The sequence below is a fragment of the Pseudomonas sp. genome, from assembly GCF_026224925.1.
Lineage (GTDB): Bacteria > Pseudomonadota > Gammaproteobacteria > Pseudomonadales > Pseudomonadaceae > Aquipseudomonas.
Map to the genome: position 1 here is coordinate 1 of NZ_JAMFRV010000004.1, position 16,785 is coordinate 16,785.

Genomic DNA, 16,785 nt, shown 5'->3' on the forward strand with positions numbered 1-16,785 from the left:
GAGGAAGCCGAAGAAACCCGGCCCCATCATTACGTCCACGGGAATGGGCACGGCGGGAAGGCTCAGACGGCTGCCAATGGCCTCCGCGATCTCGCGGTACGGGATAGACCCTTCGGCAACCGCATGCCAGGATCTGCCAGCGGGACCCTTCTCCAGCGCCAGGCGGAACAGGGTAGCGAGGTCGCGGGCATGCACTGCCGCCCACCGGTTGGAGCCGTCGCCGGGGAAGCCAACGACGCCCTTTTCCTTTGCTTGCCCGATTAGGACCTGAAGGAAACCGGCCTTGTCGGTTGAGCTGTGCATGATTTCAGAAATGCGCACGACCGAAGACCGCACGCCCCGCTCTGCCAGACCGATTACGGTCGTTTCGACGATGTTACGAACCCGCAGGGAGCCCTTATATTGATCGCCAGCCGGAGAAAGAGCCGGATCCTCCTCGGTCGCCGGTCGGCTCTGGAGCGGCCCAGGAACCGGCCAACCCGCGTTAGTCGGCGAACCGATGCTTCCCGACACGACCAGCGGCTTTCCCGTTCCAGCCAGTGCATCACCGTATGCGAGCATGATCTGGACCTCCGCTGCGGCAACAGCGTCGATCCCGCCGACAGGAAGCAGGTCTTGTCTGTGCGCGACGTGGATCACGCCGTCGGCGGCTGCAGCCGCCTCCTTGAGCCCGTCGAGATCATCGAGATCACCGCGACGCACCTTTGCGCCGAGCGCAGTGAGCGCCTCCGCCGCACTGTCCGACCGGGCCAAAGCGGTGACCTCGTGGCCGGCGGCGATGAGGTCGGAGATGATGTACGGACCGGAATGGCCGGTCCCGCCAGTAACGAATACGTGCATGTTGGTGCTCCTAGTAAGTGATGTGATGCGAGAAGTTCTGCGAGTGCACTCAGCCGAGAAGGCTGACGCCGATTGAGAATTTGGTGTGCTTGACGGAGTGGGTCATGAGACCCAGCGACAGCAAGCAGACGTGCTCCAGCGTCCACGCCATGGACAGTAATCCAACGTCAAACGGCCGCAGCCCGAGACCTTCGACGAACGCCGAGACACGTCCCTTTGCCGACGCGTCGTCCCCGGCGATGCACTGCGCAGAATGTCGTCGATGCGGTCGCGTTCTGGATACGAGATAAACAGCCCACGGTGGGTGCGGTAAATCTTCGAGAATTCCTGACACGCTTGGCCGACCGTTGGCGTGTAGATGATCGGCAGCATTTCATCAAGGTGCGAGTCGAGCAGGCGGAAGAACAACGTTTCGTTGTTGTCCTGGATCGAACGCAGGTAGATGTGCTTGTCGAGGTCGCTAGCGCATTGGTTGTATTGGCTAAAGACCCGTGCGACTTGCTCTTCGATCGTTTCCACGTTTTGTGGCAGCAGACCGATCAGGTTGAACTCAACGCGCTCTTGCGGGGTGAAGGCGCTGCCTTTGTTCAGCAGCGGCATCTCCAGCAGCGAAGGGCCGGCGTAGGAAATGTATAAAGGACGCGAGGATTTGCTCATTTTCAGTGTTCGCCTTTTTTCGTTTACTCTGAAATTTCTTGGTGAAACCGAGGCGGGCAGCCGGAACTTGTAGGGTGCAGATCGACAGTTCTCTATTCAAACCCGACTCAGCGAAAATCGTATGACGATATCGCGCTGCTATCTTACTCGCGCTGGGGCGCAATGCGCACATCCGGCAATACTTTCACACAGCTTGAATTACACTCCCCATCTCCACCCCTCCTTAGATCACTGTCCATGTCTGAAGACTTCGAAGTCCCGAGCCCGCACGAACACCATTTGGAACACGCAACAGAGCATGCTCAGGCACGCGGGGATAATTTCGCCGGGAAGATCGCGGTGATGACGGCGATTATGGCGACGATCGGCGCCCTGCTCAGCTATCAGGCCGGGTCGACCGAAAGCGAAGCGGCTATGGACAAGAACAACGCCGCGATCAAAAAAACCGAAGCCTCGAATGTATGGAATTATTATCAGGCCAAATCCAGCCGACAAAATCTGTCGGAATTAGCGACCCATATCCCAGGCGTCGACGCTGCGCATTACACCGCCGAGGCCGAGCGCTACAAAACTGAAAAAGAAGTCGTCCGCAAAAAGGCCGAGCACCTCGAAGAAGAGGTGACCGCCTGGGATGAGAAGTCTGAAGTCGCGCTGCACCAGCATCATCGCTGGGCGCAAGCCATGACGGCGATTCAGATCGGCATTTCGCTGGCAGCAATCACCTTGCTGACGCGCAAAGAGTGGTTGAAGAAGGTTTCGTATGGCGCGGCTGGGGCTGCCGTGGTGCTGGGGACGTTGGCCTGGTTTCACATCTAACCAAAAGCCCCTGATGCCCTTTAGGTCATCAGGGGGCTAACTGAGGCTAGTGACCTGTTCGCACTACAAAATTTGCATCCGTAGCAGTGTCCCGTGGCGCATTGGAATCTATTGTTTCCAAGTCCACACCCGTTGCGTCTGGCAGGCAGAGCGCTGCGGCAAAGCCGATGGCATAAGACCCAATGGCGAATGATCCCATGGCAATACCCAGGTCCATGTGGCCGGAGGCGAAACCCACCGCTGCCGGCATGATCGAGCCGAATCCACGTCCGAAACTGGTGCAGAAACCGGCACCGTTTGCGCGGATCCGCGTCGGGTACAGCTCTGAGAACGCCAACGGCAGGCCTGACGCCAAACCGCCCTGAAACGCGCCCAACAGCAGACCAAGACCGAGAAGGATCGTCATATCGATGTGGGCGAACATGTAGATCGAGACGACGATTGCCTGGGAAACGAGGAACAGCATGAAGGTTTTGCCACGGCCGATCTTGTCGCTGATCAACCCGTAAATGAACGGCCCCAACAGTGAACCGACAATGTTTACCGCCAGATAACCGGAGGTCGAAGCGATGGGCAGACCGAGGCTCAACCGCATGTAGGTCGGCAGCCAGGTGATCATGATGTAAGCGCCACCGAAAATCCCACTGGCCAATATCGTACTGATCAGCGTCACCCGGCGATGTTCTGCAGTGAAGATGCTGCGAACGTCGATTTTGCGCGATTGATTGCTGAGTTTGTTGAACGCGTCGGACTCAGGCACCAAGCGACGGATGAACCAGACCAACAGCGCGGGCAGCAGTCCAATGGCGAAGAACGCCCGCCACGCGATGTCTTCAGGCAGGAAGTAGAAGACCACCGGCATGGCCGCGAGTGAAATGGCGTAACCCACCGCATAACCGCTTTGCACCGATGCCGCCACCCGACCGCGCAAGGCCGGTTTGATCGCTTCGCTGATCAAGACTGCGCCAACCACGGCTTCGCCACCGTAGCCAATGCCCTGCAAAAAGCGCACAGGTAAAAATGCCCAGAAACTGCTGCAAAATGCCGCCATAAAGGTGAAGGTCGCAACCCATAACACCGTGCCTTGCATGACCTTGATCCGGCCATAGCGGTCGGCCAGCATCCCGGCGCCCCAGCCACCGACTGCGCTGCCGATCAGCGCTACCGAGCCGAGCATGCCCGCATCGGATTTGCTCAGGCTCAGCACCGTCAACAACACGGGCATCATCAAGGCGTAAATCGTCGAGTCCATGGAGTCGAGGGTAAAGCCACCGAAGCAGGCCCAATAGGTACGCCGCTCTTTCGGTGTCAAATCCGAATACCAGCCTAATCGCATACATCACCTGTTTTGTTTTTATAGGGTATGAATCTTCAGTTCATCCTAACGTTTACAGGCGATTCGTTCGGCTCGAAAAACTTAACGACGTATCGCTTTTATTTATAGGGGTTACTTTCCGCCCCATACCGAACTCGGTATGCAAACCTGTCCATCAAATAACAGCCTTGAGGTTCGTAGCAGCCCACAACCGGCCACCGAGCCGTTGCTCAGGGTCAATGCCACCGTGAACTCGCCCATGGGATGCTCTACCGACAAATGAATAGGCTCATCCACCGGCAGTTGCGCCAATCCATGAGCGACTGACCCCTTAATCAGGCAGGCAGAGGCGACACTCACGGCAGCAAAGACGCCGATGGAGGGATGGCAGCGGTGAGGAATATACGTGCGGCTGCAAATAGCGCCGCCCGCAACCGGTGGCGCGATCAGGCACATCTTGGGCACGGTGCGATGAGTAACGTCACCCAGATTCATCAACAGCCCAGCCTGCAAGCGAATGGATTCTATGGCGGCCTTGAGCGGTTCGTCCGCCTCCATCTGCTCGGGGCTTTCATAGCCGGTACGGCCCACGTCAGCCGCTCGAATCAGAACCACCGGCATGCCGTTGTCGATGCAGGTGACGTACACGCCGTCGAAGCGATCCAGTGCATGCCCGGTGGGCAATAAGGCGCCGCAGCTAGAGCCGGCAATGTCGTCGAACTCCACGACAATAGGCGCTGCAGTGCCGGGCACGCCGTCGATCCGCGCCTGGCCGTCGTAACGCACTTCGCCGCCGGGCGTCTGAACCACAGCGGTGGCGGTTTGCCCGGTGTTTTCCATGAAGATTCGGACACGGGTGACTTCGCCGGTCGCGATAACCAGCCCACGCTCCAAGGCGAAAGGCCCCACGCCTGCAAGAATATTGCCGCAGTTCTGGCCGTAGTCGACCCGAGGCTGAAACACGTCAACCTGGGCGAACAAATAATCGACGTCGACGTTCGCACGCGCCGAACGACCGATGATAGCGACCTTGCTGGTCAGGCTGTCGGCGCCGCCCACGCCATCGATTTGCCGCGCATCGGGCGACCCCATCGCCGCCAACAAAACCTTATCGCGCAGGCGTTGTTCTATGGGCAAATCTTCCCTGAGAAAATACGCACCTTTGGAGGTACCACCGCGCATCATCAGACAAGGAATGCGGGTCTGGGCCATGTTCACTCTTCCAGTTGATCGGGACTTTCAAGGTATATCAGGCCCTTCTCCTCTAGGCGAGGACGCATGTTGTAGATGTCCAGACCCAACTCACCATTGGCCAGGCGCAAACGCTTTTGCTCTTCCAGTTCGGCACGTTTGCGGGCGCTGGCGATCACCGCCGGTAGCTCTTGGCGACGTACGATTACAACACCGTCGTCGTCAGCCAACACCACGTCGCCAGGATTGACCAGTTGCCCGGCGCAGACCACTGGAATGTTGACCGAGCCCAACGTCTCCTTAATGGTGCCTTGGGCGTGCACAGCTTTGGACCACACCGAGAAACCCATCTCGCGCAGGGTCTTGGTGTCGCGAACCCCGGCCTCAAGCACCAAGCCTCGAACACCACGGGCCTGCAATGAAGTGGCAAGCAGGTCGCCGAAATAGCCATCGGTGCATGGCGAACTTGGCGCAACCACCAGAATGTCGCCGGGCTGGCATTGCTCGACGGCAACGTGAAACATCCAATTATCGCCCGGCGCAACCAACACGGTGATCGCGGAGCCGCTGATGCAGACGTCTTGCTGAATAGGACGAATGAACGGCGCCAGCAGTCCCTTGCGGCCCTGTGCTTCATGGACAGTGGCAACGCCGTAGCGCTGCAGTTCGTCGATCAGGTCCTTGTCGGCCCGAGGAATATTGCGCACCACCACACCGGTTCTTCCTACAGCACTCATGCCAGATTCTCCGTCACACGCGGGAAGATGCTCTGATAACCCTCGGCGTAAATTATGTCTTTACTGGCGGTAATGCCGATATTGCGTTTGGCTTGCACGCCGCGCTGCTGGGCGACGCGTGTGTAGTATTCCCACAGATGTTCTTGCCCAGCCATGCACTGAATGGCGGCGTACTTCTTGTCCCAGACATCTGTGATGTTCAGCAACACGTCAGGTTTCCAGTCGCATTGTTCAGGCTGATGGGGTTCGAAGCTATAGACCGGCGGTGCGCCAACGATTTTCTCACCCGGTTTGTAGCCTTCAGCCTGAGCGATAATTCGCGCTTCCTGAGTCAGGTGCATCGCCAGCGGGTGGTCGTAGTTGTAGGGGTCTTTGAGGGAGTGGCTGAGGACGAATTCCGGTTGAATACGGCGGAATACATCGGCCAGACGAAACAAGGTTTCCTTGTCTGCACGCATCGGGTAATCGCCGATATCAAAAAACTCGATGGTCGCGCCGAGGATATCAGCGGCGGCTTGAGCCTCTTCTCGGCGGGCGGCTTTGACCTTGTCTTCGGACATTTCACCCTTGCGCCAAAGCTTCGCCGACTCGCCCCGTTCGCCAAATGAAAGGCAGACAATATGCACGGCATAACCCTGGCTGGCGTGCAAAGCGATTGATCCGCCGGCGCGCCAAACGAAGTCGGCGGAGTGGGCACTCACCACGAGGGCGGTTTTTGCGACAGTGGTAGTCATTTGGATTGGACTCGCTCTTTTATTTACCCTCGATGCTGGCATGGATGCCCATGAGCGAGTAATGCGTTCAATTGCTGCTGGTATACTTTTTATTTATGGGCGCCTAATGAACCGCCGTCAGCCTGAGAGAGGTTCAATGTCATCGTCTGAATTACCGCACTTAATGCAAATCCGCGCCTTCGTTCGGGTGGCCGAGCACGGCAGCGTCTCGAAAGCATCCGAGGTGTTGCTGCGCGCGCAATCGGTGGTCACCCGTTCTATTCGCGACCTTGAACTGCGCTTGAATAACCCACTGTTCGAACGCCACGCCAGCGGCATGTTGCTGACCCCATACGGCAAATGCATCCTGGCCAGAGCCCGGCGCATTCTGGTCGAACTGGAGAGCATTCCTGCCCTTCTCGGGCACCCATCGCATCCTTTCCATGAGCCGTTATATTTGCACAACACCCGCCGCCTAGAAGTCTTCGTAAAGCTCTGCGAAACCCAACACATGCAAACCGTGGCCAACGCCTTCCACCTGACTCAACCTGCCATCAGCGCCGCGCTGAAGGTACTTGAGGGGGGCACCCACACAGCACTGTTCGAGCGCACCGCCCGCGGACTGATCCCGACCCGCGCCAGCAACGACATCCTTTATCCGATCCGTCGAGCGCTTAATGAAATGCGCCATCTGGATGCCGATATCGCTGCACTCAAGGGATCGTTGCAAGGCATCGTCCGAGTCGGCGCGTTGCCACTGGGGCGCACACGAATTTTGCCGGAAGCGATTGTGCGATTACTGGCAGAGCATCCCGGCGTGCAAGTCTCGACCAACGAAAGCCCGTTCAACCTGCTGGCACTGGAGCTGCGCGCCGGCGACCTTGACTTTGTGTTCGGCGCCTTACGCTCCGCCGACTACGCCAGCGACCTGCATGGCGAAGAATTGTTGACCGAAGAGATGGTGATTCTGGTACGACGCGGCCATCCGCTGTTAGGCCGAGAAGTCACAACCCAAGACCTCATAGAAGCCCACTGGATTCTGCCCCGCGCCAACAGCCCTGCGCGAATGGTGTTGGACGCGCACTTCAATCAACTGGGCAATCAGGCGCTGGTGCCGATGGTCGAGACCGGAGACTTGGCAATTATTCGCGGCTTACTGATGCGCTCGGACATGCTGGCCGTGGTGTCTGAACATCAGTTGGAGCATGAGATTGCTTCAGGTGAGTTTCAGCAATTACCTGTGCGGCTGGGCGATACGGCGAGGCCGATTGGTTTGATTTATCGGAGTAATGGGCTGCATTCGCCGATGGCCGAGGCATTGATTGAATGTGTTAGGGCGGTTGTGGCCAAGGTCGACGGGTGAAACATTTCAGCTAGTTATGCAGTGGCCGTTTAGAATCTGAATGGCACCATCAGCTTTTTCACTCAAGACCCAAAGGCGCTCGGCCAGCTCAGAATCATCCGCTCATGGACGCACACCAAAATCCTCGGTGGAATCAGCTGCCACGGCGTTGGCGATATCCACATCTTCGCAATACACGCCACCATTGCCGTTCAACGTGCCACCAGATTTGGTACAACGACGACCGTAGTCAAACGGGCAATTCGGCGCTGCCGGAAAACCGCGCACGCAGCAACACCATGTACGCCTGTTCCGAGGTCTCGCGGCGAGCGGCGACCAGGGGTTTGATGTCGTCGGTGGCCACGTAGCGCAACTGATCGGTGCCATCGGTGGCGGCCTGGTAAATCACTTCGGCGACATCCTCCTCCGTGGCCAGCCGCGCCTGACGCAAGCCGGCGAAATACGCCAGCGTCTCGTCCACAAAGCCGTCGTAGTCGGCAATCGTCTCGCCGGGGGCGGACTCGGCACCGCTGCGCTTGCCAAAATCGGTGCTGATCACCCCGCCCGGCTCGATAATCTTGACACTGATGTTCTGCGAGGCCAGTTCGAAGGACAACGCCTCTGAAAAGCCTTCCAACGCGAATTTACTGGCGCAGTACAGCGAAATCATCGGCAAAGTGAACACCCCGGCACCGGAGCTAACGTTGATGATCTGGCCGCTCTGGTGGCTGCGAAAGTGCGGCAGGATCGCCCGCGTTACGTCCATCACGCCGAACACGTTGACGTTGAACTGCTCGAGAACTTTCTCGCGGCGGGTGGCTTCGAACAGACCGAACAAACCGAAGCCGGCGTTGTTGATCAGCGTATCGATGCGCCCGAAACGCTCGATACCGGCAGCAATGGCAGTCTCGATACTGGCGAGGTCTTCGACGTCCAGACGGGTCACCAACACGTTGCTCAGCGTGGCCAGTTCATCGGCGACTTCCGGGCGGCGCATCGTCGCGACTACGTTCCAGCCGGCGCTGGCAAACAAGCGGGCGGTGGTTTTGCCAAAGCCGGTGGAGCAACCGGTGATCAATACGGTTTTTGTCATGATAGGTACCTGTCAGGTAGGGCGATGCAAATCAGCCGTTACGATAGGCTTCACAATTTGTTGCGACTAGCCGGATAATCACGCATGACTTCATGCAGGATTTAGCACAATGCATCGCGCCGGAATGTTCGAACTCAACGCGGTCGTCGCCGTCGCCACTCATCGCAGCTTCCGCGCGGCCGCCGCGGAACTGGGCATTTCCCCTTCTGCGCTGAGCCATGCCATCGCGGCGCTGGAGCAAAAAATGGCGGTGCGGCTGTTTCATCGCACCACTCGCAGCGTCGCCCTGACCGAAACCGGCGAACGCTTCCTGGCGCGGATTCGTCCGGCGTTGCGGGAGATTTCAGAGGCGATGGACCTGGTCAACGATTTCCGCGATACACCCAGCGGAACCCTGCGAATCAACACCTCGGAAGACGCGGCAAAGATGATCCTGACGCCGCTGGTGCTAGAGTTTCTCAAGCGCTATCCGCAGATGCGTGTGGACCTGGTCAGCGAAGGACGGCTGGTGGACATCATCGCTGAGGGTTTCGACGCCGGGATCCGCCTCGCCGAAAGCGTGCCCCGGGACATGATTGCTGTGCCCTGCACTTCGGAACTTCGATTTGTGGTGGTGGGTGCGCCGTCTTATCTGCACGGTCGGGAACACCCGCTGGTACCGGCCGACCTTACCCGACATCAGTGCATTCGCGGGCGCTTGCCCAGCGGTGCACCGCTTCGTTGGGAATTCGCGAAACGCGGGGAAAGCGTGGTAATTGAGGTCGATGGCGTGCTGGGTGTCGGTGGCTCGTCACTGACATTGGAAGCGGCGCTTAGCGGTATTGGTTTAGCGTACGTCAGTGAGCGGGCTGCCCGAGAACATCTCATCGGCGGCCGACTGATTGCTCTGCTGGAAGACTGGACTCCGCCCTTTCCTGGATTGTGTCTTTATTATTCAGGGCATCGGCATGTGCCGGCGGGGTTAAGGGCGTTTGTTGATCTGATCAAAGAGGTCGGTGTCTGACGTTTGTTCAGCTACATAGGGGCGTAAAACAGCGCACTACTCTCCTCCCCCGCCAAAACGTGCCGCTCCCATATAGGAAGCCCTGCGAACCGGCCGCGAGGAAGTCGATCAGGCATCGAGTCTTTTGCGGCAATTGTTGGCTGTGCGGGAACAGTAGGGATATCGAACCGTGGGTGAGCGGCCGGCTGGGCATCAGCACTTCAAGCTTTCCCGCGGCAACCGCATCGCCGATGAGGTAGGTATGCAGAAGACCGACACCGCCACCTGCAATAGCCGCTTCACGCAACGAAAAACTGCTGTCGAGCGCCCAAGATAACGGGCGCTCTTCTTCCACATAGTAATAATGGCTTGCTCGCTCCATTGGATCTAAGCAGTGTCCGTTTTCAACGGTTCCACCTGCACATCACTAACACCGTTAGCCTCCACCATTTTTTTGATGGTATGAGAGAGCATGACGTATCCTTCTGAATTACAATAGCGAAGCCCGAGACGATCGGCTAAGTGTTTCCATACATCCGCGTCATGCCAATCATTTGCAAAGACATAAAAAACATTCATCTGTCCGCGATACAAATATCCAACTTCATACTTACTAGCAGTAGTCATAGCTTCACTTTCTACGGTGCTATGATGTTCTAAGAGTCACTAAACATTTTAAATAGACTAAGTCTTTTTCACTTTGAAACGACTCAACCCGTGTTGCATCAGCGATGCCCGCTCCGAAAAATCTTTCGCCGCCACCGCACACTCGTGCGAATTAGACTGGTTTTGCTGAGTCACTTCATCGATCTGCTCAAGACCGATACTCGCCTGCTGCAAGCCTGAAGCCTGCTCGCTGGAAGCTTGGCAAATCAGCGAAACCAGGATGGACACGGCGCTGGTTCCGCTGACGATGTTCTTAAGTGACTCGGCGGTTCGGCCCGCTATGATCATGCCGCGTTCTGTCTTGGTTGAAAAGTCGGCGATCAACGCTGCCGTCTGCTGGGCTGCCTCAGCACTGCGGGCTGCCAAGCTGCGCACTTCATCAGCTACAACGGCAAAACCGCGCCCAAGCTCGCCGGCTCTCGCTGCCTCGATCGCTGCGTTCAATGCCAACAAATTGGTCTGCGCAGCAATATTATCGATCGTGGTAATAATCGCTGTAATGTCTTTGCCCGAATTGTTGATTTCGGCCATGGCGGCAATAAGCTCACTCATCAACTTGTCGCTTTCGCCAGCGTCGGTCCGTGAACCCTGGGATTGCTCGTCGGCTTTTTTGGCATTGGCGGCGTTATCAGTGGTTTGGGCGGCCATCTGCGTCATCACCGCGCTGATCTCAGTGATGGATGACGCAGAATTGGACGCACCGTCTGACAACGACTGACTCAAATCGGTGACTTGCGCCGAGATACCGGTAATCTGGGTGGCGCTGACCTGCACTTCGGAAATCAGGTTGTTTAGGTTGCTGACCATCTTCTCCAGTGCCTTGCCAAGGTATCGTGGGGCGAAGACAACTTGACCTCTAGATCCAGATCGCCTTCGGAGATGCGCTCGGCTACCCTTACTTGGCGCTGTAGGCTTTCAGACATTTCGTTTAGGGCGAATGACAACTGCCCTACTTCGTCCTCAGATTGCTGAACTAAGCGGCGAAAGAAATCCCCCGGGCTTATGTTTGCTGCAAGTGCGGCGGCCTCACGAATCGGACCCACGATTTTCGCTGCGGCAAACCACAGTGCTGCCAAGGCCAACAGCGAAATGGCCAACCCCGTCGACACTTGCCAAACGCTACTGCTGATACTGCGCGCCTGTAGCTCACGCTCGAGGGCAATCGCCTGACTCATGACCACCGCCTTCGGCAGGCGAATTAATACCGCCCAAGGCTTACCAGTGCGCCCGAGCTGAATCGGCATCAGTACTTCAATATTCTGAGTTTGCTGGTTAAGCAGGCCGTCACCATGACCACTCTGGATATCGGCCAAAACCCTTTCCCAGGAATCAGGCAATAACGCCTTGATGGACTGACCAATCAGGTCGGTCCGCTGACTTTTTTGGCTGCCATCCGAAAGGACCCGCAAAGCATTGGCGCTTTCCGTGGCAACGCAACCCGCCAACATATAGAGCACTCAAGGGGACGACCCGAGCGAAAGTAGCTTCAGTCCAGTTCGCAAATAACATCTTGCTGGCTCCGCAGCAGTCGTATTACCAAGGCATAAACCGGGGAAACATAATACTCGACACATACGAAAGTCTTAATTTGTATATTCAAAGGTGGTGGTTTTGCAATGAGGCGTTGACGCAATTGATGCGCCAGGATTATACCGTTTCAAAATCCAATAAATCTTTGCGTTTTTATCATGCTTGCACCCAATACCGGGGGCTGTGAGCGTTGATAATCTGAGCAAATGAATATGCAGGGCACACATGTACCAGACCTTTAAGCGCGCACTCCTCTGCTCTGTCTGCGTTTGCGCATCGGCGATGGTGCACGCGCAAGAAACAGAACTTGCGCCAATTTACATCATCGGTAGTTCCCCAGTAGCTGGCGATGCCATTGATCGGGACAAAGTTTCGACAGACACTCAATCATTGATCTCTGATGACTTTGATCGCAATAAATCAGCTTCGGTGCTGGATACGTTGTCTCAGCAGACACCTGGCATGGTGATCTCCGATGTACAGGGCAACCCTTTTTCGCAGGACATCAACTTGCGCGGCTTCACTGCATCTCCCGTGCAAGGAACAGCGCAGGGACTGGCCGTTTATCTCAATGGCGTCCGGGTCAACGAAGCCTTTGGCGATACCGTCAATTTTGATCTGGTGCCAACAGTGGCTATCAACCACGCCGACGTGTGGACCAGCAATCCGATCTTCGGACTTAACGCCCTCGGCGGGGCGATCAATCTGGAACTGAAAAACGGGTTCACCTATGACGGCCTGGAAGCGGAAGTCACGGGAGGTTCATTCGGAAGAATCGGCAACTCTCTCCAATACGGTGGTCAAAAAGACAACTGGGCGCTCTACACATCCGCTGAAGAAATCCATGAAGACGGCTGGCGTGATCATTCCTCGTCTACCATCAAGCGGTTCTACACCGACCTTGGATACAAAGACGACAATAGTGAGTTCCATCTGAGCCTATCGGGCGCAGCGAATACGCTCGGTGTTATTGGCCCGACCCCCGTCGAAGAGTTGTCCCGAAAATACTCCAGTATCTACACGTTCCCCCAGACAACAGACAATAATATGTTGATGGTCGGCCTTAACGGCAAGGTATCTATCAATGACAACTGGGCGGTACAAAGTAATATCTATGTGCGTCATTTCGACCAGGAACATGTCGATGGCAACACCTCTGATGTAACGGCCTGTGCGGCGGATTCAACGCTGTTGTGCCTTGGCACTGCGATCACTCAGAACGCGTCGACTGGAGCAAATCTATCATCAAGCTTGTTGCCTGCCACTGGATTGAACCAAGGGATCGCCGGATCGATAGACCGGACTCACGTCAACTCCAACACCGTCGGTGGCTCTCTCCAGACCACTTATGATGGATTGCTCCTGGACCTGAACAATCACTTCGCAGCCGGTGGCAGCATCGACTATTCCAGTTTGTCGTTTTCTGGAAGCAATGAACTCGGCACAATACCGGACACAACGATAGATCCTTACGTCGCCGGTACCGGAATCACTTACGAGACAACCGACGGATTGATTCAACCCGTTAGGCTGAGAGCGAAGAACACCTATCAGGGGCTATTTGCCTCCGATACGCTCGATATAACAGATCGTTTGTCGGCAACTGTCGGCGCGCGGCTGAATATCGCTCAGATCAATTTGAATGACGCACTCGGGACCTCGCCCGGGCTCACCGGTGACCACCACTACTCGCGCTTGAACCCGCTCACAGGTCTGACGTACAAGCTGACGCCAGACCTGACGGTCTACGGCGGTTACTCGGAAGCCAACCGTGCCCCCACTCCGCTTGAGCTTGGCTGTGCCGATCCGGCGAAACCCTGCCTGCTTGAAGGCTTTCTGGTGTCAGACCCGAGCCTGAAGCAGGTCGTCTCAAAAACATACGAGGTGGGTCTTCGCGGACACAGTACGGTAGCCACCGATTCGACGATTGACTGGAAGCTCGGCGCATTCCGCACTAATAACACTGATGACATCGTCAGTCAGCCAAGCAGTTTGGTCCCGGGCTATGGCTACTATCTGAATGCGGGCAAAACCCGTCGACAGGGTGTCGATGCCTACTTCCAGTACCGAACTACCGACTGGTCGGCCTACACAACACTGGCCTACGTCGATGCAACCTACCAATCCAAACTAACCCTGACATCGGCCAATAATCCTGATGCCGATGCAAACGGCAATATTTTTGTCACCCCCGGCAACAAGATCCCCGGTATTTCGCCCCTACAGTTCAAGTTAGGCGGTGATTATAAGATGACGTCTACATGGACCCTGGGTGGAGACATGATCGCCAACAGTAGCCAGTATTATGCTGGCGACGATTCAAACCAGAATGCCAAGTTGGGCGGGTATACAGTTTTCAATGTCCACAGCGCCTACCAGATTACCGAGAACATCAGGCTATTTGCCAAACTTGATAACGCCCTTAATCGGCAATATGCAACCTATGGTGGATTCGCTGCCGTTGGCGACATCCCCTCGCTTGGGCTTTCAAACCCCCAATCAACCACCCCAGCGGCGCCTCGGGCGATGTATGCCGGGTTCAACGTCAAGTTTTGAGGAAGGGTATCTAAAATCTGGGCGCGGTGTCCGAGCTAATGATGGCCTCAGCCGTTTTATCCCACTTGAACGGCTTGGCTGAGTGCTCGTTGTAAGCCTCGACAAACTGGCGGATAACTACTTCAACCTACCGTCACTAATGACCGTCATGCTGCGCCACACACGCCAGAAAAGTCCTGCAAGTGTCGGCGAACACTCTGGCATAAAAGGTCGATTGCAAACTTGACTCCGCGAATTACGAGTGGCCATCTTTGCCACTCGCCCCGGAGTGCCCCGCCTCCCGCATCAGCCAGAAACAGATACCACCAATTGGCCCTCTCTCAGCTCCAACCGCCTGTCACGCGTCAGCTGCTTGATTCTTTCTTCCAGCAGCGCTGCCACCTTGGCCGTGGCGCGGCCAAAGCCAAGCAGTCTCAGGGCGCCAGAGATGGCGTCCTCATGGCTCATGGAGAAGCCTGAGATAATGATTTCTATCAGGGCCTGGTCAATCTCTTCCGGGGCGACCCACTCCAGCTTGCGCTCGGCGGATTCCCAGTGCGCCCGGCTGCGGATGATAACGGAGCGACTCTCGACCGGGTGAAGAAATTCGCCCCTACGCAGGAAATGCCTCTGTTTGATGCCCAGGCCAATGGCGTGTTCCACGGCGGCGATGATTCGCGAGCCTTGGCGGGTCACACCGAAAGCGTCCATCAGCCGTCGGGTGACTTCCACTGAATGCACCGGTGATTCGACGTCGACCACAGTACGAATCATGCGCAGCAGGTGCTCAGTCTGTTGTTGATGCAGTTCCACTTGGGTGGTCACGGCAGAAAGCAGCGCTTTTTCGTATGGCTGGCTGGCGACCGGTTCGGCTTCGGCAACGGCTTCGTCGCGGAGAATTTCATGCGCGGGCTCCATCAGAACTTCTCTGACCGAGATGTGCCGGCGGTTGGCGATACGTTCGCGGGCCGCCTCGATTGCCGCCACCGTGCGGATGATTTCTTGCTGAGGATTGCGGAACCAGTCGGTGCTCCAGATCCGATGGAAGTTCCAACCCAAGCCTTCAAGCACACCCTGGCGCAGCCGGTCGCGATCACGCGCAGAGCGCGAGCTGTGATAGGCAGCGCCATCGCATTCGACGGCTAACACGTAGCGACCGGGGAACTCCGGGTCTCTCACGGCGAGGTCAATGAAGTAACCGGCAGTGCCGACTTGCGGCTCTATCTGGTAGTCAAGATCGCGCAAGGCGCGGATGACCTCGTCCTCAAAGGGCGAGTCCGTGGCCTTGCCGGTCTCTTCGGCGACTTCCAGCTCGCCTGTTTCCGCGTACTTGAGGAAGTTCTTCAAGGCCCGTACGCCGTGTTTGGCACTAGCATCGATGTCCAGTTCATCGCCACGGAAGTTACAGAACACTCGCATCGCCAACTTGGCCCGCGTGATCAGAACGTTGAGCCGGCGATGCCCGCCGTCTTTATTGAGCGGGCCGAATTCACGGGCGATACGACCGGATTCATTGCGGCCATAACCGATGCTGATGAAGATTACGTCGCGCTCATCGCCCTGAATGTTTTCAAGGTTTTTGACGAAAAACGGCTCGCTGCCCTGTTCAGTGAAAAACACTTCGGCCTGAGGTGTTTTTCGCCGCAACAGCTCAACCTCAACGTTGATCAGATCACGCTGCGGCACGCTGAACGCGGCCACCCCCAAGGACAGTTCCGGCGTCTCTAGCGCGTGTTTCATCACCGCTTGGGCGACTGCTTTAGCCTCGTCCTTGTTGGTTCGTGTGCGACCACGGTCATACAGTGCCTGCGGCAGGTAATCGAAGCTCACGCCCTTGGCGTGCGGGTGCTGGCCAGCAGAGGGAAATACCACCAACTTGCTGTCGTAGAACTCCACGTTGGAGACGGCGATGAGTGATTCGTGCCGGCTGCGGTAGTGCCAGCGCAGGTAACGCTCTTGGCTACCCGCCGCCTTGAACAGGCTGAGGATGCTTTCGATGTCGGCGGTGGTTTCGTTGTCGTCATCAGCGACGATGTCGCGGCTGAACAAATCGCTAGGCGGCATCTGCCGGGTGTCACCAACCACCACCACTTGCTTGCCGCGCAAAATCGCGCCAAACGCATCGACGGCCTTGACCTGAGAAGCTTCGTCGAACACCACCACGTCGAACGCCAGCTTGCCTGGGGGCAAGAAGTTGGCGATGGACATGGGGCTCATCATAAACACCGGCTTGATTTGCTGAATCGCCCGCCCAGCCTTGTCGATCAACTGGCGAATTGGAATGTGCCGGCGCTTCTTGTTCAGCTCTGCGCGCAAAACGGCCATTTCACCCGGCTGGTTCACATTGGGCATGTGCTCCCACACCTGC

Annotated in this window: 14 protein-coding genes and 2 pseudogenes; 4 read left to right on the top strand and 12 right to left on the bottom strand. The window is 56.8% G+C overall.

All coding sequences use genetic code 11. The annotated features are described in order from the left end of the window. The coding region (locus M0974_RS00175; RefSeq protein ID WP_297831032.1) for an SDR family oxidoreductase at positions 1–840 on the bottom strand (840 nt) is incomplete at its 3' end. A 237-nt stretch (positions 841–1,077) separates the two neighbouring features. Continuing rightward, positions 1,078–1,497: pseudogene (locus M0974_RS00180) on the bottom strand (NAD-dependent malic enzyme); the annotation flags it as partial. 237 nt (positions 1,498–1,734) lie between these two features. Between M0974_RS00180 and M0974_RS00185 the strand changes: the two are divergent. Beyond that, entirely contained in the window at positions 1,735–2,313 is a 579-nt protein-coding gene (locus M0974_RS00185) for a DUF4337 domain-containing protein (RefSeq protein ID WP_297831035.1), read from the top strand. 46 nt (positions 2,314–2,359) lie between these two features. Here the strand turns inward: M0974_RS00185 and M0974_RS00190 are convergent, their stop codons facing one another. The 4 genes from M0974_RS00190 to galB all read right to left on the bottom strand — a co-directional run bounded on the left by M0974_RS00190 (position 2,360) and on the right by galB (position 6,290). Further along, entirely contained in the window at positions 2,360–3,625 is a 1,266-nt protein-coding gene (locus M0974_RS00190; RefSeq protein WP_297831038.1) for an MFS transporter, read from the bottom strand. 135 nt (positions 3,626–3,760) lie between these two features. Next, positions 3,761–4,840, bottom strand: coding sequence for a 4-oxalomesaconate tautomerase (locus M0974_RS00195; RefSeq protein WP_297831041.1), 1,080 nt, complete (start codon positions 4,838–4,840; stop codon positions 3,761–3,763). Between the two features lie 2 nt (positions 4,841–4,842). Next, positions 4,843–5,556: a 4-carboxy-4-hydroxy-2-oxoadipate aldolase/oxaloacetate decarboxylase gene (locus M0974_RS00200; protein WP_297831043.1), complete on the bottom strand. Its 714-nt coding sequence runs from the start codon at positions 5,554–5,556 to the stop codon at positions 4,843–4,845. Then, positions 5,553–6,290 carry a 4-oxalmesaconate hydratase gene (galB, locus tag M0974_RS00205; RefSeq protein ID WP_297831046.1) on the bottom strand — a complete coding sequence of 246 codons (738 nt, stop codon included), beginning with the start codon at positions 6,288–6,290 and terminating at the stop codon, positions 5,553–5,555. Before galB ends, M0974_RS00200 begins: the two co-directional genes overlap by 4 nt. A 136-nt stretch (positions 6,291–6,426) precedes the next feature. Here galB and M0974_RS00210 point away from each other — a divergent pair, with 136 nt between their 5' ends. After that, a complete protein-coding gene (locus M0974_RS00210; protein WP_297831049.1) occupies positions 6,427–7,632 on the top strand; it encodes a LysR family transcriptional regulator in 1,206 nt (401 codons plus the stop codon). Between the two features lie 102 nt (positions 7,633–7,734). Here M0974_RS00210 and M0974_RS00215 read toward each other — a convergent pair whose 3' ends face one another. Beyond that, positions 7,735–7,899, bottom strand: coding sequence for a hypothetical protein (locus tag M0974_RS00215; protein ID WP_297831068.1), 165 nt, complete (start codon positions 7,897–7,899; stop codon positions 7,735–7,737). Continuing rightward, a complete protein-coding gene (locus tag M0974_RS00220) occupies positions 7,862–8,704 on the bottom strand; it encodes an SDR family oxidoreductase (RefSeq protein ID WP_297831052.1) in 843 nt (280 codons plus the stop codon). Before M0974_RS00220 ends, M0974_RS00215 begins: the two co-directional genes overlap by 38 nt. 109 nt (positions 8,705–8,813) lie before the next feature. On the opposite strand from M0974_RS00220, the gene M0974_RS00225 reads away from it, so the two are divergent. Then, positions 8,814–9,707, top strand: a complete 894-nt coding sequence (locus M0974_RS00225) for a LysR family transcriptional regulator (protein ID WP_297831054.1) — start codon at positions 8,814–8,816, stop codon at positions 9,705–9,707. 7 nt (positions 9,708–9,714) lie between these two features. On the opposite strand, the gene M0974_RS00230 is transcribed toward M0974_RS00225, so the two are convergent. From M0974_RS00230 to M0974_RS00240, 3 genes and pseudogenes are all read right to left on the bottom strand, one after another. Then, positions 9,715–10,068 (bottom strand): LysR substrate-binding domain-containing protein, encoded by a 354-nt coding sequence (locus M0974_RS00230; protein WP_297831057.1) that lies wholly within the window; start codon positions 10,066–10,068, stop codon positions 9,715–9,717. 5 nt (positions 10,069–10,073) lie between these two features. Beyond that, entirely contained in the window at positions 10,074–10,313 is a 240-nt protein-coding gene (locus tag M0974_RS00235; protein ID WP_297831060.1) for a hypothetical protein, read from the bottom strand. A 57-nt stretch (positions 10,314–10,370) separates the two neighbouring features. After that, positions 10,371–11,761 (bottom strand): annotated as a pseudogene (locus M0974_RS00240) (methyl-accepting chemotaxis protein); the annotation flags it as partial. A 346-nt stretch (positions 11,762–12,107) separates the two neighbouring features. Here M0974_RS00240 and M0974_RS00245 point away from each other — a divergent pair. After that, a complete protein-coding gene (locus M0974_RS00245) occupies positions 12,108–14,438 on the top strand; it encodes a TonB-dependent receptor (protein WP_297831063.1) in 2,331 nt (776 codons plus the stop codon). 285 nt (positions 14,439–14,723) lie between these two features. Here M0974_RS00245 and M0974_RS00250 read toward each other — a convergent pair. Beyond that, the coding region (locus M0974_RS00250) for a DUF3320 domain-containing protein (protein ID WP_297831066.1) at positions 14,724–16,785 on the bottom strand (2,062 nt) is incomplete at its 5' end.

Bases quoted from the DNA above. Each gene is read 5' to 3' on its own strand.
- M0974_RS00225 (WP_297831054.1), top strand. From the start codon at position 8,814: ATGCATCGCGCCGGAATGTTCGAACTCAACGCGGTCGTCGCCGTCGCC.
- M0974_RS00185 (WP_297831035.1), top strand. From the start codon at position 1,735: ATGTCTGAAGACTTCGAAGTCCCGAGCCCGCACGAACACCATTTGGAA.
- M0974_RS00230 (WP_297831057.1), bottom strand. From the start codon at position 10,068: ATGGAGCGAGCAAGCCATTATTACTATGTGGAAGAAGAGCGCCCGTTA.
- M0974_RS00220 (WP_297831052.1), bottom strand. From the start codon at position 8,704: ATGACAAAAACCGTATTGATCACCGGTTGCTCCACCGGCTTTGGCAAA.
- M0974_RS00235 (WP_297831060.1), bottom strand. From the start codon at position 10,313: ATGACTACTGCTAGTAAGTATGAAGTTGGATATTTGTATCGCGGACAG.
- galB (WP_297831046.1), bottom strand. From the start codon at position 6,290: ATGACTACCACTGTCGCAAAAACCGCCCTCGTGGTGAGTGCCCACTCC.
- M0974_RS00195 (WP_297831041.1), bottom strand. From the start codon at position 4,840: ATGGCCCAGACCCGCATTCCTTGTCTGATGATGCGCGGTGGTACCTCC.
- M0974_RS00245 (WP_297831063.1), top strand. From the start codon at position 12,108: ATGTACCAGACCTTTAAGCGCGCACTCCTCTGCTCTGTCTGCGTTTGC.
- M0974_RS00210 (WP_297831049.1), top strand. From the start codon at position 6,427: ATGTCATCGTCTGAATTACCGCACTTAATGCAAATCCGCGCCTTCGTT.
- M0974_RS00200 (WP_297831043.1), bottom strand. From the start codon at position 5,556: ATGAGTGCTGTAGGAAGAACCGGTGTGGTGGTGCGCAATATTCCTCGG.